This is a genomic window from Bordetella genomosp. 6 (genome assembly GCF_002119705.1).
GTDB classification, from domain to species: domain Bacteria; phylum Pseudomonadota; class Gammaproteobacteria; order Burkholderiales; family Burkholderiaceae_B; genus Bordetella; species Bordetella bronchiseptica_F.
The window spans coordinates 1072664-1095457 of record NZ_CP021107.1 but is presented as its reverse complement, the minus strand read 5'-3'; the positions used below and the strand labels follow the sequence as shown (position 1 = coordinate 1095457).

Genomic DNA, 22794 nt, shown 5'->3' with positions numbered 1-22794 from the left:
CCCGATTACTTGAGAGATGAGTAGTAGGCCGCCAGGTCGGCGATGTCCTGGTCGGACAGGCTGCCGGCCACCGCGTCCATCGTCGGATGGCTGCGTGCGCCCTTCTTGTACTCATTGAGCGCCGCTTCGATGTACTTGGCGTTCTGGCCAGCGATCATCGGAACGTGATAGAGCTCGGGGAACGAGGACTTGTAGCCCGGGATGCCGTGGCAGCCTATGCACATCGACACCTTGTCACGGGCGTTCTGCGCATTGCCCACCGGCGCCGCGTCGGCCGCGGCCGCCGGACCGGCGATCGCACAGGACGCCAATACTGCCAGCACGGAAACCGTGCGCGTCATCGAGATTCGCAACTTCATAATGGCTCTTGTATGGCTGAATACGAAAGGAGAACTTCTTCTTCAAGACACCGGGTAAACATCCCTAGCCGGTCGCAAAACCCTGCGATTGTACGATAATTGCCGCAAGACCATTCCTTATCATGCTTCGGCGCAGCCGCGCCTCATTGACTGCCACTCCATGTCCATGTCCGCGTCCTCATCTTCCGCCCCCGCCCAATCGGCCCGTTTCGAAGGCACCGACCGCTACGTCGCCACCGACGACCTGAAGCTGGCCGTCAACGCCGCGCTGACGCTGCAGCGCCCCCTGCTGATCAAAGGCGAGCCCGGCACGGGCAAGACCATGCTGGCCGAGGAAGTGGCGCGCGCGCTGGGCCGCCCGCTGCTGCAATGGCACATCAAGTCCACCACCAAGGCGCACCAGGGCCTGTACGAATACGACGCGGTCTCGCGCCTGCGCGACTCGCAGCTGGGCGACGAGAAGGTCCGCGACATCCGCAACTACATCGTGCAGGGCACGCTGTGGCAGGCCTTCGATGCGCCCGAGCCCGTCGTGCTGCTGATCGACGAGATCGACAAGGCCGACATCGAATTCCCCAATGACCTGCTGCGCGAGCTCGACCGCATGGAGTTCCATGTCTACGAAACGCGCCAGACCGTGCAGGCGCGGCACCGCCCGCTGGTCATCATCACCTCCAACAACGAGAAAGACCTGCCCGACGCCTTTCTGCGGCGCTGCTTTTTCCACTACATCCGCTTTCCGGACCGCGAGACCATGCGCGATATCGTCGGCGTGCACTACCCCGACATCCGCCAGGACGTGCTGCGCGCCGCGCTCGATACCTTCTTCGCGCTGCGCGAAGCGCCGGGCCTGAAGAAAAAGCCGTCGACCTCCGAGTTGCTGGACTGGCTGCGCCTGCTGCTGGCCGAGGCGATCCCGGCCGCCGAGATCGACGCCCACGCTGCCACCGCCGTGCCGGTGCTGGCAGGGGCGCTGCTCAAGAACGAGCAGGACGTGCATCTGCTGGAACGCCTGGGCGCCATGACGCGCGGCGCCCAGCGCCGCTGACGCCGGACGCCGCGCCAGGCCCTGTCCCATGCTGATCAATTTCTTCTATCATCTGCGCGCCCACAAGCTGCCGGTGTCGGTGCAGGAGTACCTGACCCTGCTCGAGGCGCTGCGCCAGCGCCTGATGGCGCCCACGCTCGACGATTTCTACTTCCTGGCGCGTACCGCGCTGGTCAAGGACGAAAGCCTCTACGACCGTTATGACGCCGCGTTCGGCGCCTACTACCGGGGCATCGCCGCCGCCCTGCCCGCCGACCGCGACATCCCGCTGGACTGGCTGATCAAGGAATTCGAGAAAACCCTGACGCCCGAAGAAAAGGCCGCCATCGAGGCGCATGGCTGGGACAAGCTGATGGAGCTGTTCAAGCAACGTCTCGAAGAACAGAAGGAACGGCACGCCGGCGGCAGCAAGTGGATCGGCACCGGCGGCACCTCGCCATTCGGCAACGGCGGCTATCACCCCGAAGGCATCCGCGTCGGCGGCGATTCGGCCGGCAACCGCACCGCGGTCAAGGTGTGGGACATGCGCCAGTTCCGCGACTACGACGACCAGCTCGAACTGGGCACCCGCAACTTCAAGGTCGCGCTGCGGCGCCTGCGCCGTTTCGCGCGCCAGGGCGCCGACCTGGAGCTGGACCTGGACGACACCATCACCAGCACGGCGCGCAACGCCGGCCATCTCGACCTGCGGCTGGTACCGGAACGCCGCAATACCGTCAAGGTGCTGATGCTGCTGGACGTGGGCGGCAGCATGGACGACCACATTGCGCGCGTGGAGGAACTGTTTTCCGCCGCGCGCAGCGAGTTCCGCCACCTCGACGTCTATTACTTCCACAACTGCCCGTATGAAAACCTGTGGCAGAACAACCGCCGGCGCCAGAACGAGCGCTTCGATACCTGGGACGTGCTGCGCAAGTACAACGCCGACTGGCGCCTGATCATCGTCGGCGACGCCACCATGAGCCCGTACGAAATCCTGCAGGCCGGCGGCTCGGTCGAGCACTACAACAAGGAGGCCGGCGCGGTCTGGCTGCGCCGGCTGCTCGACGCCTGGCCCAAGGCCGCCTGGCTCAACCCCGAGCCCACCGCGTCCTGGCGCTACCGGCAGTCGATCGCCCTGCTGCGCGACATCATGCAGGACCGCATGTACCCGGTCACCGTGGCGGGCCTGGAACAGGCCATGCGCCAGCTGTCCAAATAGCGGTCAGCCGTCGACCGGGCGCAGCGGCGTGTCGAGCGTCAGCTGGTAGAACGCCAGGTCGAGCCAGCGCCCGAACTTGAAACCGGCCTGGGTGATCGTGCCGGCATGCACGAACCCCAGCTTGCGGTGCAGTGCGATGCTGCCGGCATTGGTGGCGTCGATCCCGCCCACCAGCACGTGCACCTGCTGCAGGCGGGCCCGCTCGATCAGTGCGCGCAGCAAGGCTTCGCCCAGCCCGTGGCCGCGATAGCGGCGGTCCACGTATACCGAGTGCTCGACCGAATACTTGTATGCCGGCCAGGCGCGAAACGTGCCGTAGCTGGCGAACCCCATCAGCACGCCCGCCGCGTCCTCGAAACCCACCACCGGGAAGGCGCCCTGGCGCTTGGCCTGGAACCAGGCCTCCATCGATGCCAGCGTACGCGGCTGATAGTCGTACAACGCCGTGGACGTCAGGATGGCGTCGTTGAAGATATCCAGGATGACCGCCGCGTGGCGGTCATGCGTGCAGTCGACCAGCGTGGCGCCGGACGGGGCGGGGGAAGGCGTGGCGTTCATGCCGGCATTGTAGCCAGCCGGACGCCCCGCCCGCCGCTCAGGCCACGCGGCTTTGCGCCTGCCGCGTCGCCGCCAGGGCCACGGCGCCCGGACAGCGGCGCCAGGCGATTTCATCGCCGTCCATGTCCAGGTCGAACAGATCATTGACGGCGGGCCAGGGGTGGCCGTGCTCCTGCGCGCCCTCCATCTCAAGCACGTGCCCGGCGAATCCGCACGGCACGCCAGCGCACTCCGCAAAGTAGCGCTGTGCATCGACATCCACCACATAAGTAGTCAGGTCGTGGCCCAGGATGGCCACAAAACGGCCATCATCGCTGGCATAAGCGTAGCGAAAGCGCCCTTTGATGACGTCGCCCGACAGGGAATTGCCAAGCAACTGGGACAGGGCGCGCGTGACGATATCGGTCAGCATGAATCGATCCTCCGGAGTGAGCGCCGGCGTCGAGCCGGCCGCGAAGGCGCGAGCAAACAAGCGCCGACACAGCGCACGGAAGGCGGAGTGGGGGCGAAGGACGGGAAGCCAGGAAAGGCTGTCGCGCATCCCGTCAGACTAGGGGAAACCATATCGGACATTTAGCTTACACCCGTGCCAGCCATGTCTTCAAATCTCTCCCCGTCCCCATAATCCATGCCGTGCCGCAGCATGGCGGCGCGGCCAGCGCGGCGCCGCGCGCCCCGGCCCGGGTGAACCAATCCAAACGTATACACTCCAACGGATTCCGCTAGTTTCGAGGTCATCCCCATGCGCCTGCCGCTACTGTCGCGCCGCCTGAATGCATTGTTAGTGTCGTCGTTCCTGGCTTTCCAGGCCGGCGCCGCGTCGCTCCCCACGGGCGTCTCGGAAGTCTCCTCCATCGAGGGCATTACCGAATACCGGCTGGCCAACGGCCTGCGCGTGCTGCTGGCGCCCGACGCCTCCAAGCCCACCACCACGGTCAACATGACGTATCTGGTGGGATCGCGCAACGAGAACTACGGCCAGACCGGCATGGCGCACCTGCTCGAGCACATGCTGTTCAAGGGCACGCCCACCATCCGCAACGCGCTGGGCGAATTCTCGCGCCGCGGCCTGCAGGCCAACGGTTCCACGTCGTCGGATCGCACCAATTACTTCGCCAGCTTCGCGGCCAATCCCGAGACCCTCAAGTGGTACCTGGGCTGGCAGGCCGACGCCATGGTCAACTCGCTGATCGCCAGGGAAGACCTGGACTCCGAGATGACTGTGGTCCGCAACGAGATGGAAAGCGGCGAGAACAACCCGTTCCGCGTGCTCATGCAGAAGATGCAGGCAGCCGCCTACCAGTGGCACAACTACGGCAAGAGCACCATCGGCGCGCGCAGCGATGTCGAGAACGTGGACATCGCGCAACTGCGCGCCTTCTACCACGAGTATTACCAGCCCGACAACGCCGTGCTGATCGTCGCGGGCAAGTTCGATCCGCAAACGGCCCTGGCCGATATCCAGTCCTCGCTGGGCAAGCTGCCCAAGCCCAAGCGCGCCCTGCCGCCCGAATACACCGTGGAGCCGGTCCAGGACGGCGAGCGCTCGGTGACGCTGCGGCGCGCCGGCGGCACCCCGCTGGTGGCCGCCATGTACCACCTGCCCGCCGCCGGCAGCCCCGACTTCGTCGGGCTGGACCTGGCGGCCACCATCCTGGCCGACACGCCGTCGGGCCGCCTGTACCACGCGCTGGTGCCCACCAAGCTGGCGTCGGGCGTATTCGGCTTCACGATGGACCAGCTCGACCCCGGACTCGCCATGTTCGGCGCCCAGCTGCAACCCGGCATGGACCAGGACAAGGCGCTGCAGGCCCTGACCTCCACGCTCGAATCCCTGTCCAGCAAACCGTTCAGCCAGGAAGAACTGGAGCGCGCCCGCAGCAAGTGGCTGACCGCCTGGCAGCAGACCTATGCCGATCCGGAGAAGGTCGGCGTGGCCCTGTCGGAGGCCATTGCCTCGGGCGACTGGCGCCTGTTCTTCCTGCAGCGCGACCGCGTGCGCGACGCCAAGCTGGAAGACGTGCAGCGCGCCGCCGTCGAATACCTGGTGCGCAGCAACCGTACCGAAGGCCGCTACATCCCCACCGAAAAGCCGCAGCGCGCGCCGCTGGCGCAGCGCGCCGACCTGGCGGCCGTCTTCAAGGACTACAAGGGCGACCCGAACTTCAAGGCCGTCGAGGCCTTCGATCCGTCGCCGGCCAATATCGACAAGCGCACCCAGCGGCGCACGCTCGACCTGCCCAACGGCCAGGTCGAGCTGGCCTTGCTGCCCAAGGCCACGCGCGGCGACCGCGTGCAGGCCGAACTGCTGATCCAGTTCGGCGACGCCGAAACGCTGCGCGGCCAGCGCGTGCCGCTGGCCGCCGCGGCCGCCCTGCTCGACCGCGGCACCGACAAACTGTCGCGCCAGGCCATCCAGGACCGCCTGGACCAGTTGCAGGCCGAAGCCGCCATCAACGGCAGCGGCACCAACCTGGTGGTCAACATCTCCACGCTGGGCAAGAACCTGCCCGACGTGATGGCGCTGGTGCTCGATGTGGTGCGCAACGCCAACTTCCCGCAGGACCAGGTCGAGGAATACAAGCGCCAGGCCATTACCATGGTGCAGGACGCAATGACCGACCCGACCGCGCTGGCCTCGCGCGCCCTGGCGCGCCACAACAATCCGTGGCCGGCCGATGACGTGCGCTACGTGCCCACCTTCGACGAAGCCCTGGAGCAGATCCGCGGCCTGTCGCGCGACGACCTGACCGCGGTCGGCGGCAAGCTGTACGGCGCCGGCCGGATCAAGTTCTCGGCCGTGGGCGAGTTCGATCCCGCCGCGGTCGAGGCCGTGCTGCGCAAGGGCCTGGACGGCTGGCGCAGCGCGCCCGCCTATACGCGCCTGCCGGACCCCTACCGCGCCGTGCCCGCGCAGCAATTCGACATCGCCACGCCCGACAAGGCCAACGCCTTCTACATCTCGCGCATGCCGCTGCAATTGCAGGACACCAACCCCGACTACCCGGCCCTGTACCTGGCCAACTTCCTGCTCGGCACCTCCGAAACCTCGCGCCTGTGGCACCGCGTGCGCGAAACCGAAGGCCTGTCGTACAACGTGCGCAGCAACCTGTCGGTCTCGTCGTACGAGCCGTCGGCGAACTGGACGATCTACGCCATCTACGCGCCGCAGAACCGGGCACGACTGGAAAAGGCGATTTCGGAAGAGCTGGCCCGCGCCCTCAAGGACGGCTTCACCGACGAGGAAGTCCGCGACGGCGTCGTGGCGCTGCTGAACTACCGCAACCTGGCGCGCGCCCAGGACGACGTGCTGGCCGATACCTGGGTGAACTACATGCAGACCGGCCGCAGCTTCCAGTGGTCGGCCGACATGGACCGCAAGCTGGAAGCCCTCACGCCCGACCAGGTCAACGCCGCGCTGCGCAAGTATCTCAAGCCCGACGCCTTCAGCACCGCCGTGGCGGGGGATTTCACCAAGAAACCCGCCCCTTGAGGGACGGCATGGGGGCTGACATCCGCGGCAGCGTGTGCCTGCCCCCACTGGGACAGGCACACCGTCACAGGCCATGAACGCCAGCCAGCCAGGACGGTGGTCTCTGTCCCGCAGGGAACCCGCCACGCAAAAAGAAACGCCGGCATGATGCCGGCGTTTTACGTGCGCACGTGGCGCAAGGCGGCGCCTGTCCCCAGCGGGACAGGCCGCTTGCGCGTCAGCTGAAGAACTCCTTGACCCGGTCGGTCCAGGACTTGCTCTGCGGCGAGTGGCGATCGCCGCCATCGTTGAGCGAAGCCTCGAACTGGCGCAGGATGGTCTTCTGCTCGTCGCTCAGGCGCACCGGCGTCTCCACCACCACGTGGCAGTAGAGGTCGCCCGGATAGCTGCCGCGCACTCCCCGGATGCCCTTGCCGCGCAGGCGGAAGGTCTTGCCCGACTGCGTGCCCTCCGGGATCGAGATCTCGGCCTTGCCGCCCAGGGTCGGCACCTGCAGCTCGCCGCCCAGCGCCGCCGTGGTGAACGGGATGGTCAGCTCGCAGTGCAGATCGTCGCCATCGCGCTGGAAGATCTTGTGCTGCTTGATATGGATCTCGACATACAGGTCGCCCGGGGGGCCGCCGTTGATGCCGGGCTCGCCGTTGCCGCTGGAGCGGATGCGCATGCCGTCGTCGATGCCGGCCGGGATCTTGACCTGCAGCGTCTTGTTGCGGCGCGTGCGGCCCACGCCATCGCACGACGGGCAGGGATCGGTGATTTCCTTGCCGGTGCCGTGGCAGGTCGGGCAGGTCTGCTGGACGCTGAAAAAGCCCTGCTGCATGCGCACCGCGCCCGAGCCGCCGCAGGTGCGGCAAGTCTTAGGCGAGGTGCCGGCCTTGGCGCCGCTGCCGTGGCAGGTATCGCAGTTTTCCCAGCTGGGAACGCGGATCTCGGTGTCAAAGCCGCTGGCGGCCTGCTCCAGCGTGATTTCCAGCGCGTACTTCAGGTCGGCGCCGCGATACACCTGCGGCCCGCCGCCCCCGCGCCGTCCCGCGCCGAAGATCTCGCCAAAGATATCGCCGAAAGCATCGGCGAAGCCGCCGCCCATGCCGCCGCCCATGCCGGCGGCGTTGGGGTCGACCCCGGCATGGCCGTAGCGGTCGTAGGCGGCGCGCTTCTGCTCGTCGCCCAGGACCTCGTAGGCCTCCTTGGCTTCCTTGAATTTTTCCTCGGCTTCCTTGCTGTCCGGGTTGCGGTCCGGGTGGTATTTCATCGCCAGCTTGCGATAGGCCTTCTTCAGGTCTTCGTCGCTGGCATTCTTCGCCACACCCAGTACTTCGTAGTAATCGCGTTTTGCCATGGTGGGAGGGCCCGTCGCCGGGCCATGTTCTGAATCATCAACGCGCGCGCCCGGTAGCTGGAATCAGCTACCGGGCGTATCGCACGTCATCGTCCGGCCATTACTGGTCGCGCTTGACTTCCTTGAAGTCGGCGTCGACCACATTGTCGTCCACCGGCTTGGCGTTGTCGGCCGCCTGCTGTTGCTGGGCCTGCTGCTGCGCCTGCATGTCGGCGTACATCTTTTCGCCCAGCTTCTGCGAGGCCGTCGACAAGGCTTCCACCTTGGCGTCGATCTCGGCCTTGTCGCCCGTCTTGAGGATGTCCTCGAGGTCCTTGATGGCAGCCTCGATCGACTCCTTCTCGGCGGCTTCCAGCTTCTCGCCGTATTCCGTCAGCGACTTGCGGGTGGCGTGCACCAGCGCGTCGGCCTGGTTGCGGGCCTGCGCCAGCTCGGCCAAGCGGTGATCTTCCTCGGCATTGGCCTCGGCATCCTTGACCATGCGCTGGATCTCGTCTTCCGACAGACCCGAGTTGGCCTTGATGGTGATCTTGTTTTCCTTGCCGGTGCCCTTGTCCTTGGCCGAGACGTGCAGGATGCCGTTGGCGTCGATGTCGAACGTGACCTCGATCTGCGGCAGGCCGCGCGGCGCCGGCGGGATGCCTTCCAGGTTGAACTCGCCCAGGCCCTTGTTGCCGGCCGCGATTTCGCGCTCGCCCTGGAACACCTTGATCGTCACCGCCGGCTGGTTGTCGTCGGCGGTCGAGAACGTCTGCGAGTAGCGCGTCGGAATCGTGGTGTTCTTCTGGATCATCTTGGTCATCACGCCGCCCAGGGTCTCGATGCCCAGCGACAGCGGCGTCACGTCCAGCAGCAGCACGTCCTTGCGGTCGCCCGACAGCACGGAACCCTGGATCGCGGCGCCGGCGGCAACCGCCTCATCGGGGTTGACGTCCTTGCGCGGCTCGCGGCCGAAGAATTCCTTGACCTTGTCCTGCACCTTGGGCATGCGGGTCATGCCGCCGACCAGGATCACGTCGTCGATGTCGGAAACCTTGACGCCGGCGTCCTTGATGGCGACGCGGCACGGCTCGATGGTGCGCTCGATCAGCTCCTCGACCAGCGCTTCCAGCTTGGCGCGCGTGATCTTGAGGTTCAGGTGCTTGGGACCGGACGCATCGGCCGTGATGTACGGCAGGTTGATCTCGGTCTGCTGGCTCGACGACAGCTCGATCTTGGCCTTTTCGGCGGCCTCTTTCAGGCGCTGCAGGGCCAGCACGTCCTTGGACAGGTCGACGCCTTGCTCCTTCTTGAACTCGGAGATGATGTAGTCGATGATGCGCTGGTCGAAGTCCTCGCCGCCCAGGAACGTATCGCCGTTGGTCGACAGCACCTCGAACTGCATTTCGCCGTCCACGTCGGCGATCTCGATGATCGAGACGTCGAACGTACCGCCGCCCAGGTCATAGACGACGATCTTGCGATCGCCCTTCTCGGTCTTGTCCAGGCCGAAGGCCAGCGCGGCCGCGGTCGGCTCGTTGATGATGCGCTTGACTTCCAGGCCGGCGATGCGGCCGGCGTCCTTGGTGGCCTGGCGCTGGCTGTCGTTGAAGTACGCCGGCACCGTGATCACGGCCTCGGTCACTTCCTCGCCCAGGTAGTCCTCGGCGGTCTTCTTCATCTTGCGCAGCACTTCGGCCGACACCTGGGGCGGCGCCAGCTTCTTGCCGCGCACTTCGACCCATGCGTCGCCGTTGTCGGCCTTGACGATCGAGTACGGCATCAGGTCGATGTCCTTCTGGACCGCCTTTTCGTCGAACTTGCGACCGATCAGGCGCTTGACCGCGTACAGGGTGTTCTTGGGGTTGGTCACCGCCTGGCGCTTGGCCGGCGCGCCGACCAGCGTCTCGCCGTCGTCCATGTAGGCGACGATGGAGGGGGTGGTGCGGGCGCCTTCGGCGTTCTCGATGATCTTGACCTGACCGCCGTCCAGGACAGCCACGCAGCTGTTGGTCGTACCCAGGTCGATGCCAATGATTTTGCTCATGGTGGGAAATACCTTGCTATGAATTGAATACGGTAGGAATCAGGGTTTGAAACTCAGTCCCCCAGTAACTGGGGTTGGCCACAGGGTTTTTCAAGGCCCGTCCCGCAACCGCTGCATCGCGGCGCTGAACTGGGGCAATCCGGGCCAGCCGGTCACCCGGCCCAGCCGCTTGCCGCCGCGGTACAGCACGAAAGTCGGCACGCCATGCAGAGAAAACCGGCGCCCCAGCGCCTCGTCGGCGTAGACGTCGGCCTCGAACCAGCTCAGCTCCAGCGCCAGGAGCGCCTGCCGCTGAAGCAAGGCGGTCTGCTTGAAAATGCCGCAGTTGTAACAGTCCTGGCCCCACAGGAACACGCAGCGCAGGTCGTCTCCCGGCGCCTGCACCACTTGCTCGTCGAAGCTGGCGCTGTCGACGTGGCGCATGCCGAATACCTGGAAGACCTCGGCGGGATCGAACGGGGCGGCAGCCATGCCTTGCCTCAGCCCTGGCCGGCGGACACCACGACCAGCGCCGGACGCAGCGTGCGGTCGGCGATGACGTAGCCCTTCTGCAGCAGTTGCAGCACGGTATTGGCGGGCTGGTCGGCCGGCACCGAGGAAATCGCCTGGTGCAGGTGGGGGTCGAACTTGTCTCCCTGGGCCGGCGCGATTTCCTTGAGCAGGTTGCGCTCGAAGGCGGCGGTCAGCTGCTTGAGCGTGACTTCCACGCCTTCGCGCCAGGCCTGCGCCGCCTGGTCGGGCTGGGCCAGGGCGGCCTCCAGGCTGTCCTTGACCGGAACCAGGCTCTCGGCAAACGATTCGATACCGAACTTGCGGGCCTTGGCGACGTCTTCCTGGGCGCGGCGGCGCACATTCTCGGCCTCGGCCGCGGCGCGCAGCACCTGCTCCTGCTGAGCCTTGACGGTGGCCTGGGCTGCCTCGAGCTCGGCGCGCAGGGCCGCCAGCTCGGTCGACAAATCGTCCTCGAGGCCGGGCGTCGCGGCGTTTTCGCCGCTTTCAGGGGTCGAATCGACCGGCTCTTGGGGTGCCGTCATGGGAGTCCTCCAGAATATAAATTGGCTTCAAGCGCCAACGATGGGGGCGAATGCCCCCATTTCAAGTCCGGTATTTCAGGAAAAAAAACCCGGCTCCCATGACGCCGCCGGACGGCGCGCCGCTGCCCGGACGATGCGACCCTATTTCTTCCCTGGCTGGGCCGGCGCGGGCGGGTCGCTGGCGGGGAAGGAGTCGTCCAGCGCCTCGTCGACCTTGTCGTCGGGTTCGTCCCGGTCGTCCTCGGAGGTGATGGCAATCGGGTCGCTGGCGGGGAAGGTCTCCAGCAGCGCCTCGTCCAGTTCACGCTCGAGCTGATCTTCTTCCAGGTCGGTGTGCCCAGGCGGACCCGAGGTGCCGATGGTGGGCTTGCGAGGAGGATTCATGGCCGTCTCCTTGAAAATGCTGCACATTCGCGGGATGGACCGGCGCGCTCGCGCCCGCCGCTTCAACCACAGTGTACGCGTTCAGGGATTGCCCGTCGGCCAGCCCCGCAACTGGCGTTCGACCAGGTCGGTCAGGGCCTCGATCCAGGGCGGGCAGTCATTGAGCGCCGGAATGTAGCGGAACTGCCGGCCGCCGGCGGCCAGGAAGGCGTCGCGGCATTCCTGGCTGATTTCCTCGAGCGTTTCCAGGCAGTCGGCCACGAACCCCGGGCACACCACGTCGACCTCGGTCACGCCCTGCCGGGCCAGTTCCGCCAGGGTGGGCTCGGTATACGGCTCGAGCCAGCGCGCCGAGCCGAACCGGCTCTGGAAGGTCACTTCGACCTCGTCCTCGCGCAGGCCCAGGCGCTCGCGCAGCAGGCGCGCGGTGTCCAGGCAATCGCGGTAGTAGGGGTCGCCCAGCTCGATCGAATAGCGCGGCAGCCCATGAAAGCTCATGACCAGCTTCCGGGGCCGGCCGTGGGCCTGCCAGAATTCGGCGATGCGTCCGGCCTGCGCCTGGACGTAGCCCGGATCGTTGTGGAAGCGCTTGATGAAACGCAGCGCCGGCTGGTCGCGCAGGCGCCCCGCGTGGCGCGTCACGGCGTCGACCACCGTGGCCGTGGTGCTGGCCGCGTACTGCGGGTACAGCGGCACGGCCAGGATATGGTCGCAGCCGCGCTCGCGCAGGGCCGTGATCGCCGCCGGGATCGACGGATTGCCATAGCGCATGGCCAGCTCCACCTCGGCCCGCACCCCGCGCGCGGCCAGGCCCTGGCGCACGCCTTCGGCCTGCCGCTGGCTGTAGACCAGCAGGGGCGAGCCCTCTTCCATCCAGATGCCGGCATAGCGCGGCGCCAGCTTCTTGGGCCGCATGGTCAACACCAGCCCGTGCAGGATGGGCATCCACAGATAGCGCGGAATCTCGATCACGCGCGGGTCGGACAGGAATTCGCCCAGGTACTGCCGGATCGCGCCGCGCGTGGGCTCATCGGGGGTGCCCAGGTTGACCAGCAGCACGCCGACGCGCCCCGGTCCGCACGGCGGCGGGTTTTCGTCGAAAGGATCCTGCGCGGGGGTTTCGGGCAGATAGCGTTCGGGCCACAGGTACTTGAACAGGCGAAGAAACACGAAGACACCTCTCAGGGCGCCGCCCCGCGCGCGCAGGCGGTATCCGGCCCGAAATGGGATTATTGGTTATGGTTCAAGGCGTTGGACAGCAAGCGCGCAGTGATGTCGACGATGGGAATGACCCGCTCGTACGCCATCCGGGTAGGGCCGATGACCCCCAGCGTGCCGATGACCTTGCCATCCACGCCATACGGCGCCGTGATGACCGACACTTCCTCCATCGGCACCAGCTGCGAATCGCCGCCGATGTAGATCTGCACCCCTTGCGCGCGGCTGGAGACATCCAGCAACTGCAGCAGATCGGTTTTCTTTTCGAACAACGAGAACATCTTGCGCAGCCGGTCCATGTCGGACGCGATGTCGGTCACGTCCAGCAGTTTGCGCTCGCCGGAGATCACCACCGCCTCGCCGTCGTCGGCGGCCTCGGCGCCGGCCTCGACCGCCGCCTGCATCAGGCGCGAGATATCGTCGCGCAGTTGCGCCAGTTCGGTCGACAGCGTGCGGCGCACGGCATCGAACGACTTGCCGGAGAAATGCACGTTGAAGAAGTTGCCCGCCTCCAGCAGCTCGGCCTCGGTGTAGTCGCGCTGCGCCGACAGGATGCGGTTCTGCACATCGCCCTCGGGGGTCACGATGATCAGCAGCACGCGCTTGTCGGATAGGCGGATGAACTCGATCTGGCGGAAAATCTGGGTCCGCTTGGGCGTGAGCACCACGCCGGCGAACTGGGTGAGGTTGGACAGCAGCGCCGCCGCCGCGTTGACCGCCCGGCTGGGCTCGGACACCGGCAGCAGCTCGCCGATATGGGCGGGCTCGAACTGGTAGGCGCGCACCGCCAGCAGCGAATCGACGAACATGCGGTACCCGCGCGGCGTGGGCACCCTTCCAGCCGAGGTGTGGGGGCTGTGGATCAGCCCCAGCTCTTCCAGGTCGGCCATGACATTGCGTATCGTGGCCGGCGACAGATCGAACACTTTGGAAAGCGTACGTGAGCCGACCGGTTGCCCGTCGGCGATGTAGCGTTCGATCAACGCCTTGAGCAATGCGCGTGCGCGGTCATCCATGGGCGTATTTTAGGGAAACTTTCAACAAAGGGGCGTTTTTTGTCCAGCGCGGCAATATGCGGCCCCATATAATCGCGAAATCGGCATCTCAAAAACATACTTTACGCGGCTCGCCATGCACTTTCCCATTGTCGCCCTGATCGGCAGATACCAGGACACCGGACTGGACGCACCGCTGACCGCGCTGGCGCAAATGCTGACGCAGGCCGGCCGCCGCGTGCTGGTCGAGGCCGAGACGGCGCGCAACACCGGCGTCAGCGGCTATCCCGTGGCCGACTGGGATGAAATCGGCCGCAACGCCACGCTGGCGGTCGTGATGGGCGGCGACGGCACCGTGCTGGGCGCGGCGCGCCACCTGGCCCCCCACGGCGTGCCGCTGGTCGGCATCAACCACGGACGGCTCGGCTTCATTACCGACATCCCGCTGCAGGACGCGCACGACGCGCTGGGCCGCGTGCTGGGGGGCAACTACCAGGCCGAAGACCGCATGCTGCTGCAAGGCGGCGTCTGGCGCGGCGAGCAGCAGATGTACTCGGCCTCGGCCGTCAACGACGTGGTGCTCAACCGTGCCGGCCGCGGCGGCATGATCGAGGTGCGGGTCGAACTCGACGGCGCCTTCATGTACACGCAGCGCGCCGACGGCCTGATCATCGCCACGCCCACCGGCTCCACCGCCTACTCGCTGTCGGCCAACGGCCCCATCCTGCACCCGGGCATGAATGCCATGGTGTTGGTGCCGGTCGCGCCCCAGACCCTGTCCAACCGCCCTATCGTCATTCCCGACAGCGGCGTGCTCAACATGACGCTGACGGCCATGGGACGGGTGGAGATCGGCGCCAGCGTGCATTTCGACATGCAGACCTGGTCCGACCTGCAACCGGGCGACCGCATCACGGTGCAGCGCGCCCCGCACACCATCCGCTTCGTGCATCCCGAAGGCTACAGCTTCTTCTCCACCCTGCGCCGCAAGCTGCACTGGAACCTGATGCCGCAGGCCACCGACAACCTTGAGTAGTCCGTCGCGTCCGCCATGTTGCGAACCCTCCATATCCGCGATTTCGTCATCGTCGAACAGACCGAGATCCACTTCGGCGACGGCTTCACCGTCTTTTCCGGCGAAACCGGCGCCGGCAAATCGATCCTGATCGATGCGCTGGCCCTGACGCTGGGCGAGCGCGGCGACGCCTCGATGCTGCGCGAAGGCGCGGCGCGCGCCGATATCACCGCCGTCTTCGACGCTCCGCCGGCCCTGCGCGACTGGCTGGCCGAGCGCGAACTCGACAGCGGCGAAGAACTGGCGCTGCGCCGCGTGATCGACAGCCAGGGCCGCAGCCGCGCCTACATCAACGGCATGCCGGCCACGGTCGCCCAGTTGCGCGAACTCGGCGACGGGCTGGTCGACATCCACGGCCAGCACGCCCACCAAAGCCTGATGCGTCCCGACGCCCAGCGCGACCTGCTCGACGCCCACGGCGGGCACGCCGAATTGCGCCAGGCGGTGGCGCAGGCCTGGAAGCAATGGCGCGCGCTGGCCCGCCAGCTCGACACGGCCGAGCAGGACGCCGAAGCGCTGGCCGCCGAACGCGACCGCCTGCAATGGCAGTCGGACGAGCTGGACCGCCTGGGCCTGGGTCCGGACGAATGGGATGCGCTGCAAACCGAGCACACCCGGCTGTCGCACGCCCAGTCGCTGCTCGATGGGGCCTCGCGCATCCTCGAGGCGCTGGACGGCGAACACGACTCGGCCCAGCGCCGTCTCAATGGCGCCGCCCATCAATTGCAGCAGATGCTGCGCCACGACCCGGCCCTGCAAGGCATCGGCGACGAACTCGAATCGGCCCGCATCGCGATCACCGAGGCCGTCTCCGACCTGAACAACTACGTCAGCCGCGTCGAACTGGACCCACAGCGCCTGGCCGATGTCGAAGCCCGGCTGAGCGCCGTGTTCGAGACCGCGCGCAAATTCAAGTGCGAACCGCAGGATCTGCCCGCGCTGCGGGACGCCCTGCACGGCAGGCTGGCAGAAATGCAGGCGGCCAGCGACGTGCAGGCGCTGCGCGCGCAGGCCGAGGCGGCGCAGTCCCGGTACGACGCCGCTGCGGCGCGCCTGTCGGCCGCGCGGCGCAAGGTCGCCAAGGATCTCGGCAAGCAGGTCACCCAGGCCATGCAGACCCTGTCCATGCAGGGCGGCCGCTTCGAGGCGGCCCTGACCGGCGCCGCGCCCTCGGCGCATGGCAGCGAGCAGGTGGAATTCCTGGTCGCGGGCCACGCCGGCAGCACGCCGCGGCCGTTGGCCAAGGTGGCCTCGGGGGGCGAGCTGTCGCGCATTTCGCTGGCGCTGTCGGTCATCGCCAGCCGCGCCGCGCGCGTACCCACCCTGATCTTCGACGAGGTCGACAGCGGCGTGGGCGGCGCGGTGGCGGAAGTGGTCGGCAAGCTGCTGCGCGAACTGGGCCAGCGCCACCAGGTGCTGTGCGTGACGCACCTGCCGCAGGTGGCGGCCTGCGCCCATGCGCAGTACCGCGTCAGCAAGGTCGAAAGCGGCGGTTCCACGCGCTCGCGCATCGCCGAGCTGGACGCCGAGGCGCGGGTCGAGGAGGTCGCGCGCATGCTGGGCGGCATCAAGATCACGGCCACCACCCGCGACCATGCGCGCGAAATGCTGGGCGGCCATACCGCGCCGGCGGCCTGAGCGCGCCCGCTACGAAACCGCAAAAAAAAACCTCCAGGCTTGCGCCTGGAGGCAGGGTTGGTCGAGCCGGAGAATCAGCGGCCCTTCTGGCAGTTACCGCAAATGCCGTACAGCACCATGGCGTGGCTTTCGAGCACAAAGCCGTTGTCCTTCGCCACCTTGTATTGACGCTTTTCGATATCGGGATCCGAAAACTCGAATACCGCGCCGCAATTGGTGCAGATGAGGTGATCGTGGTGATCGCCGTCGTTCAGTTCGAACACCGCCTTGCCGGTATCGAACTGGCTGCGCGTGAGGATGCCCGCCTGCTCGAACTGCGTCAGCACGCGATATACCGTCGCCAGGCCGATTTCCACGTTCTCGGCGATCAGGGCGCGATAGACGTCTTCCGCGCTGAGGTGGCGGAGGTCGGATTTACGAAAAATATCAAGGATCTTCAGGCGGGGAAACGTCGCCTTCAAACCCATGTTTTTCAGTTCGCTTTGGTCGCTCATGGTGTAATCGCTCTCCATCCGCGGTGGCATGGGGGTCGAAGGTCGACGCAAGCCAGCGTAGCCATCACCCGCTGCCCCACGGAACTATCGTTATGAAACCTTTATGATAACGGTTTTATCCGTTTCCAATAATAGGGGCGCTAGTGTCCATGATCGCACGTATTTCCCTGCGGCCTCTGAAGGGGCTCGCGGTGGCTGTCCTGGCAGCCTCCGCCCTGACCGCCTGCTCGTCCGGCAAATGGGGCTTCCCCTACAAGGCCGGCGTCCAGCAAGGCAACTGGATCACCAAGGAACAGGTCGCGCTGCTGCAGCAAGGCATGTCGCGCGAACAGGTGCGCTTCGCCCTGGGCAGCCCCACGCTGACCAGCGTGCTGCACGCCGACCGCTGGGACTACCCCTACTACTTCAAGCCCGGCTACGGCAAGGCGCAGGAACGCCAGTTCACCGTGTGGTTCGAGAACGACCACCTGGTACGCTGGAGCGGGGATGAGCAACCCGACCTCCAGCCGTTCCAGATTGAGAAAGTGAACGCCAAGCAGGAAGAAAAAGACGACGCCCAAGTGGATACGGCCGAAAAGCGCCAGGAAGGCATCGACAAGGCCGAAGAAGTCCGGCCCCATGTCGATGTCACGACGCCGGACAACCCCACCCTCGACTACCCGGGCGAGCCGGGCCAAACCTTCGAACCGCTCAAGTAAATGACGCAAGCCAACCCCCAGCGCATCGCCATCGCGGGCGCCAGCGGCCGCATGGGCCAGATGCTGATCGAAGCCGTCCTCGACACCGAGGGCGTCGAACTGGCCGTGGCGCTGGACCGCGCCGGCTCGCCCTCGCTCGGCCAGGATGCGGGCGCCGCGTTGGGGCGCCCCTGCGGCGTCACCATCACCGACCAGCTCGACGCCCTGGCGCGGGCCGACTGCCTGATCGACTTCACCCGGCCCGAAGGCACGCTGCAGCACCTGCAGGCCTGCCTCAAGCACGACGTGAAGATGGTGATCGGCACCACCGGTTTCGACAGCAGCGGCCGCGCCGAAATCGAGGTCGCCGCCCAGAAGATCGCCATCGTCTTCGCCCCGAACATGAGCGTCGGCGTCAATGCCACGCTCAAGCTGCTGGACATGGCGGCGCGCATCCTCAACTCAGGCTACGACGTCGAGATCTTCGAGGCGCACCACCGCAACAAGGTCGACGCGCCCTCGGGCACGGCCCTGATCATGGGCGAAACGGTGGCTTCGGCCTGGGACGTGGCGTTGCCCGACGTCGCCACCTGGACCCGCCACGGCGACACCGGCGTGCGCAAGCCCGGCACCATCGGTTTTTCGGTGGTGCGCGGCGGCGACATCGTCGGCGATCACACGGTGTTTTTCTGCGGCACGGGCGAACGCATCGAAATCTCGCACCGCTCCAGCAGCCGCGCCACGTATGCGCAGGGCGCCGTGCGCGCGGCGCGCTTCCTGGCCCGCCAGGACAACGGCCTGTACGACATGCAGGCCGTGCTGGGCCTGTAGGCCAGGCAGCGGCGCGGCGTCATGCCGCGCCCGCCTTCAGCGGGCCGGCACCACGACCGGCTCGGGTTCGAGCCGCACCCCGTAGCGCCGCTCGACGTCGCCCTGGATGGCTGCCGCCAGCTCCATGATGTCGCGCGCCTGCGCGCCGCCTCGATTGACCAGCACCAGCGCCTGTCGATCGTGCACGCCCGCGGCGCCCAGTTGGCGCCCCTTCCACCCGCACTGGTCGATCAGCCAGCCGGCGGCCAGCTTGTAGCGGCCATCGGGCTGGGGATACGAAACCAGGCCGGGAAACCGGCCAAGCAGCGCCTGCCGCGTAGCCGCATCGACCAGTGGGTTCTTGAAAAAGCTGCCGGCGTTGCCGATCACCTCGGGGTCGGGCAGCTTGGCGCGCCGGATCGCGCACACGGCGTCATACACGGCGCGGGCGGTCGGCGCGGCGCCTTCCAGCGCGGCGTGCCGCTGCAGGTCGGGATAATCCAGCACCGGCCGCCAGGGCCGCGGCAACGCGAAGCGCACCGAGACGATCACCCAGGCGCCCGGCTCCTGGTGCTTGAAGAAGCTGTCGCGATACGCGAAACGGCAATCGTCCGCGCCCATCTCGACCAGGCGCCGGCCGCGCACGTCCCAGGCCGTCAGGCCATGGAATCGGTCGGCCAGCTCGACGCCATAGGCGCCGATATTCTGCACCGGCGCAGCGCCCACCGTGCCGGGAATCAGCGCCAGGTTTTCCAGCCCGTCCCAACCGTTGCCGATGCAGGTCGTGACCAGGCCGTGCCAGCTCTCGCCGGCCGCGGCCTCGACCAGCCAGCCGCCGGCATCGGCGCGCAGCAGCCGTATCCCGGCCAGACGCACGTGCGCCACCAGCCCGGCCACGCTGGCCGGCAGCACCACGTTGCTGCCGCCCCCCAGCACCAGCAGCTCGCCGTGGCGCGCGGCCAGCGCCGAGAGCGCCTCCAGTTGGGACGGCGCGCTCAGCGCGACGAACGCCGGCGCGTGCGCCGCCAGGCCCAGGGTATTGAAATGACGCAGATCCTGCGCCCGCGGCGCCAGGGACGCGGCAGGCTCGGGACTCGAAATGGTTGACATGGGCACGGCTTGTTATGCTATAGTTTCTGTCTTCGCTCATCTTACACAAGTATTTGAGTGAGCTTGTCGCAGCGGCACGCCGCAACCGCTTTGAAGGCGCGCGACAAACTCCGGAAACTCATGTAGAATGCGCGGCTCGCGATGACAGCGGCATGACACACCTGCCCAGGCATCGACGAGCATCAGGCGGTATTTTGCGGGAATAGCTCAGTTGGTAGAGCGCAACCTTGCCAAGGTTGAGGTCGCGAGTTCGAGACTCGTTTCCCGCTCCAGATTCAAAAAAAGGCCCAAACTTCGGTTTGGGCCTTTTTGTTCTTGCGTGACAATTCTCTGGCCCGCTTCACGAAGATACTGAATCTTCTTATCAGATAACCCTCTTCTTATCAGATAACCCGCACTATGCATGGCTACTAAATGAATGCCTCACATATTGCAAGAATGAATGAAGCCAGCAACGGCGGCAATCCTTAGCCTTTGAGGCTCGGATCATCGCGAAGTCCGTGCAGCAGGCGGCGACCAGAATATCTACGGCCGATGGAGAAATGGCATCCCAAAGCCCAACCACGTTCCCGGCTGGCTTCGTTGAAACAGCGGCCTTGAGTTATTGTTCCTTGTGAATACTTTTCACGCAGCCATGCGCGCCAGCGTGACCGTTCCTTCATGCGCGGTACCGGAACCCTCAAGCCAGCCGGCAGATGACAGCCCTTGAGGAACCCGCCGGCATAGACAGGATTCCACGGACGGATACGGCTCTGCCGCCGCCTGTTCGCGCACCCACTCAGCGAGGCCCGCCAGGATGTTCAGCGCAGCGCACAAGAACCGACTGGCGGCGTTCTTCAACCTTCGCCACGACGAGATCCGGCCGGCGCTGCTGTCCGGGCTGTGTTTTTTCTGCGTCCTGACGGCGCTGATGGTGCTGCGCCCGGCCCGCGACGCACTGGGCATGCAGCGCGGCATCGAGGCGGTGCGCTGGCTGTTCATGGGCACCGCGCTGGTGACGCTGCTGGTCAACCCGGTGTTCGGCTGGCTGGTCAGCCGGTTTTCCAGGCGCCAGTTCATCGGCGCGACGTATATCTTCTTCGCATTGAGCCTGGCCGCGTTCCACCAGTTGCTGGTGCAGGCGCCGCAGGCCGTCGGCGCGACCAGCGGGCAGGTGTTCTACGTCTGGTTCAGTGTCTTCAACATGTTCGCCACCATGCTGTTCTGGGCGCTGATGGCGGATCGCTTCACGCTCGAGCAAAGCAGGCGCCTGTTTGCGCTGATTTCCGTGGGCGGCACGCTGGGCGCGATTTTCGGCCCCTGGCTCGCGTCGCTGCTCGCGCGTCCGTTGGGCACGCCCGCCCTGCTGCTGGTCTCGGCGGGCTTTCTGCTGCTGGCGATGCAGGCCGCCTGGGCGGTGGGGCGCGGCCAGGCCGCGGCGCCGCCCGCCGGCATGGACGGCGGGCAGCGGGCCACGGACGGGCAGGACCGTACCCTGATCGGCGGCAACGCGTGGCAGGGGCTGAAAGCGGTGTTCCGCTCGCGCTATCTGTTCGGCATCGCCAGCTATGTGATCATCATGGCGATCGCCAGCACGCTGCTCTACTTCACCCGGCTGCAGATGGTGGCCGAGCTGGGCGAGGACATGGACTTGCGCACCACTGTGTTCGCGCGCATCGACCTGATCACGCAGGCGGCCACGCTGGCCCTGCAGGCGGTGGTGGCCGGACACGTGATGAAGCGGCTGGGCGTGGCCATCACGCTGACGCTGCTGCCGCTGACCGTCATGCTGGGCTTCGTCGGGCTGGCCATGGTCGGCACGCTCGCGGCGCTGATCGTGTTCGAGGCGGTCTTCCGGGCGGTCCAGCGGGCGCTGGCGCGGCCGGCGCGCGAGACGCTTTATACGGTGCTCGACCGCGAGGACAAATACAAGTCCAAGGCCTTCATCGACACCTTCGGCTACCGCAGCGGCGACGTGGCCGGCGCGCAGGTCGAAGGCCTGCTGGGCCGGCTGGGCGTGGGCCTGGCCGGCCTGGCGAGCGTGGCCGTTCCGCTGGCGCTGGGCTGGGCCGCGCTGGGATGGTGGCTGGGCCGCGCCCAACTGCGCCTGGCCCGCAAGAACGGCGCGTCCGTTCCATCCACCCCGGCCGCCGCGCCGGAAACGCTTGCCGCGACGAGGAGCCCGCCACCATGATGACCCGACGCGATTGCCTCAGGCTGTCCGCCGCCGCCCTGGCCCTGGCCGCCCGCCCGGGGCTGCCGTGGGCGGCCGATGGCCCCGCCGGCCTGATCACCCGGGCGATCCCGGGCACCGGCGAACGGCTGCCGGCGGTGGGCCTGGGCAGCTCGGCATCGTTCGCGCGCATCGCCGGCGAAGGCGACGCCGGCCGCGTGCGCGACGTGCTGGAAACCTTCGTGCGCGAGGGCGGCACGGTGTTCGACACCGCGCCCGCCTATGGCACGGCCGAGGAGGTGGCCGCGCGCATCGCCCGTGAGGCCGGCCTGGACCGCAAGCTGTTCTGGGCGACCAAGGTGAACGTGGCGGGACGCGGCGGCGGCAGGGCCGATCCGGCCGCCGCCCGCGCGCAGATCGACCGCTCGCTGGCCCGCCTGGGCCGGCCCGCGATCGACCTGGTCCAGGTCCACAACCTGGGCGACGTGCCGACGCAGCTCGGCCTGCTCAGGGAGTACCGCGACGCCGGCCGCGTGCGCTACATCGGCGTCACGACCACCTTCCCCGAGCAGTACGAGGCGCTGGAGCAAATCCTGCGCGCCGAACGGCTGGACTTCATCGGCGTGGACTACGCCATCGACCACCGCGTCATGGAAGCGCGCATTTTTCCGCTGGCGCGCGAGCGCGGCACCGCCGTGCTGGCCTACCAGCCCTTCGGCCGCTCGCGCCTGTGGCAGCGGGTCGAGGGGCATGCCCTGCCGGACTGGGCGGCCGAATACGGCATCGCCTCGTGGGGCCAGTTCTTCCTGAAATTCGTGATTTCGCACCCGGCGGTCACCACCGCCACGCCGGCCACCAGCCAGCCGCGCAATGTCATCGACAACCTGCGCGCGGCCACGGGACTGCTGCCCGACCCGGCCGGACGGCGGCGGATGATCGCGCACATCGAGTCGCTGTAGGCGACGCGCCGCGCCCACGGCGAGCGCGGCGGCCCTCTTCCCCATGCAGGACTGCCCGTTCGGACCGAACGGCGGGCCAGCGTCCGCCCGCGCCTAGGGAAAACCACAATTCTGCCCCGGCCTAGAATTTCATTAACATTTATCTGAAATGTCAGATAAATGTCTGAAGGCATATCGCCAATGGCGATGACATACCAACCCGTCGGCCAGACCGACGGGCCAGG

The 22794-nt window shown here is 66.9% G+C and carries 21 protein-coding genes and 1 tRNA gene; 10 read left to right on the top strand and 12 right to left on the bottom strand.

The features are described from left to right. Window positions 1–5: 5 nt before the first annotated feature. Entirely contained in the window at window positions 6–359 is a 354-nt protein-coding gene (locus CAL11_RS05250; RefSeq protein ID WP_033461058.1) for a c-type cytochrome, read from the bottom strand. Between the two features lie 160 nt (window positions 360–519). Between CAL11_RS05250 and CAL11_RS05245 the strand changes: the two genes are divergently transcribed. Continuing rightward, entirely contained in the window at window positions 520–1407 is an 888-nt protein-coding gene (locus CAL11_RS05245; RefSeq protein ID WP_080699649.1) for an AAA family ATPase, read from the top strand. Window positions 1408–1435: 28 nt separating this feature from the next. Beyond that, window positions 1436–2608 carry a vWA domain-containing protein gene (locus CAL11_RS05240; RefSeq protein WP_086092343.1) on the top strand — a complete coding sequence of 391 codons (1173 nt, stop codon included), beginning with the start codon at window positions 1436–1438 and terminating at the stop codon, window positions 2606–2608. 3 nt (window positions 2609–2611) lie between these two features. Here CAL11_RS05240 and CAL11_RS05235 read toward each other — a convergent pair whose 3' ends face one another. Next, entirely contained in the window at window positions 2612–3166 is a 555-nt protein-coding gene (locus CAL11_RS05235; protein ID WP_033461064.1) for a GNAT family N-acetyltransferase, read from the bottom strand. 37 nt (window positions 3167–3203) lie between these two features. Beyond that, window positions 3204–3578 (bottom strand): hypothetical protein, encoded by a 375-nt coding sequence (locus CAL11_RS05230; protein ID WP_003814072.1) that lies wholly within the window; start codon window positions 3576–3578, stop codon window positions 3204–3206. Window positions 3579–3908: 330 nt separating this feature from the next. Here CAL11_RS05230 and CAL11_RS05225 point away from each other — a divergent pair, with 330 nt between their 5' ends. After that, window positions 3909–6659, top strand: a complete 2751-nt coding sequence (locus tag CAL11_RS05225) for a M16 family metallopeptidase (protein WP_033461066.1) — start codon at window positions 3909–3911, stop codon at window positions 6657–6659. A 217-nt stretch (window positions 6660–6876) separates the two neighbouring features. Here the strand turns inward: CAL11_RS05225 and dnaJ are convergent, their stop codons facing one another. The 7 genes from dnaJ to hrcA all read right to left on the bottom strand — a co-directional run bounded on the left by dnaJ (window position 6877) and on the right by hrcA (window position 13676). After that, window positions 6877–7998: a molecular chaperone DnaJ gene (gene dnaJ / locus CAL11_RS05220; protein ID WP_033461069.1), complete on the bottom strand. Its 1122-nt coding sequence runs from the start codon at window positions 7996–7998 to the stop codon at window positions 6877–6879. A 100-nt stretch (window positions 7999–8098) separates the two neighbouring features. Beyond that, window positions 8099–10024 carry a molecular chaperone DnaK gene (gene dnaK / locus CAL11_RS05215; RefSeq protein WP_033461072.1) on the bottom strand — a complete coding sequence of 642 codons (1926 nt, stop codon included), beginning with the start codon at window positions 10022–10024 and terminating at the stop codon, window positions 8099–8101. A gap of 90 nt (window positions 10025–10114) precedes the next feature. Next, window positions 10115–10495, bottom strand: a complete 381-nt coding sequence (locus CAL11_RS05210; RefSeq protein WP_033461075.1) for a thioredoxin family protein — start codon at window positions 10493–10495, stop codon at window positions 10115–10117. Window positions 10496–10503: 8 nt separating this feature from the next. After that, window positions 10504–11058 carry a nucleotide exchange factor GrpE gene (gene grpE, locus CAL11_RS05205; protein ID WP_033461078.1) on the bottom strand — a complete coding sequence of 185 codons (555 nt, stop codon included), beginning with the start codon at window positions 11056–11058 and terminating at the stop codon, window positions 10504–10506. 141 nt (window positions 11059–11199) lie between these two features. Next, the gene (locus tag CAL11_RS05200) at window positions 11200–11442 is read right to left on the bottom strand and encodes a hypothetical protein (RefSeq protein ID WP_033472008.1); all 243 of its coding nucleotides are present in this window, start codon (window positions 11440–11442) and stop codon (window positions 11200–11202) included. An 81-nt stretch (window positions 11443–11523) separates the two neighbouring features. Beyond that, complete coding sequence (gene hemH, locus CAL11_RS05195; RefSeq protein ID WP_033461081.1) at window positions 11524–12612, bottom strand: ferrochelatase; 1089 nt, start codon at window positions 12610–12612, stop codon at window positions 11524–11526. A 59-nt stretch (window positions 12613–12671) separates the two neighbouring features. Further along, window positions 12672–13676, bottom strand: coding sequence for a heat-inducible transcriptional repressor HrcA (hrcA, locus tag CAL11_RS05190; RefSeq protein WP_033461084.1), 1005 nt, complete (start codon window positions 13674–13676; stop codon window positions 12672–12674). Window positions 13677–13791: 115 nt separating this feature from the next. On the opposite strand from hrcA, the gene CAL11_RS05185 reads away from it, so the two are divergent. Together CAL11_RS05185 and recN are read left to right on the top strand one after the other, a co-directional pair. Further along, a complete protein-coding gene (locus CAL11_RS05185) occupies window positions 13792–14691 on the top strand; it encodes an NAD kinase (protein WP_086092342.1) in 900 nt (299 codons plus the stop codon). 15 nt (window positions 14692–14706) lie between these two features. Next, a complete protein-coding gene (recN, locus tag CAL11_RS05180) occupies window positions 14707–16368 on the top strand; it encodes a DNA repair protein RecN (protein WP_086092341.1) in 1662 nt (553 codons plus the stop codon). A gap of 74 nt (window positions 16369–16442) precedes the next feature. On the opposite strand, the gene fur is transcribed toward recN, so the two are convergent. Continuing rightward, a complete protein-coding gene (fur, locus tag CAL11_RS05175; protein WP_086094513.1) occupies window positions 16443–16862 on the bottom strand; it encodes a ferric iron uptake transcriptional regulator in 420 nt (139 codons plus the stop codon). A gap of 149 nt (window positions 16863–17011) precedes the next feature. On the opposite strand from fur, the gene CAL11_RS05170 reads away from it, so the two are divergent. Beyond that, window positions 17012–17560: an outer membrane protein assembly factor BamE gene (locus tag CAL11_RS05170; RefSeq protein WP_033461093.1), complete on the top strand. Its 549-nt coding sequence runs from the start codon at window positions 17012–17014 to the stop codon at window positions 17558–17560. Next, entirely contained in the window at window positions 17561–18370 is an 810-nt protein-coding gene (gene dapB / locus CAL11_RS05165; RefSeq protein WP_033461096.1) for a 4-hydroxy-tetrahydrodipicolinate reductase, read from the top strand. It begins immediately after the preceding gene. A gap of 36 nt (window positions 18371–18406) precedes the next feature. On the opposite strand, the gene murB is transcribed toward dapB, so the two are convergent. Next, window positions 18407–19459: a UDP-N-acetylmuramate dehydrogenase gene (murB, locus tag CAL11_RS05160; protein WP_167382451.1), complete on the bottom strand. Its 1053-nt coding sequence runs from the start codon at window positions 19457–19459 to the stop codon at window positions 18407–18409. A gap of 196 nt (window positions 19460–19655) precedes the next feature. Between murB and CAL11_RS05155 the strand changes: the two genes are divergently transcribed. From CAL11_RS05155 to CAL11_RS05145, 3 genes are all read left to right on the top strand, one after another. Then, window positions 19656–19731, top strand: a tRNA-Gly gene (locus CAL11_RS05155). A gap of 524 nt (window positions 19732–20255) precedes the next feature. Next, window positions 20256–21632 (top strand): NTP/NDP exchange transporter, encoded by a 1377-nt coding sequence (locus CAL11_RS05150; RefSeq protein WP_086092339.1) that lies wholly within the window; start codon window positions 20256–20258, stop codon window positions 21630–21632. Further along, on the top strand, window positions 21629–22570 hold the full coding sequence (locus CAL11_RS05145; protein ID WP_086092338.1) for an aldo/keto reductase: 942 nt from the start codon (window positions 21629–21631) through the stop codon (window positions 22568–22570). Before CAL11_RS05150 ends, CAL11_RS05145 begins: the two co-directional genes overlap by 4 nt. Window positions 22571–22794: the final 224 nt, after the last annotated feature.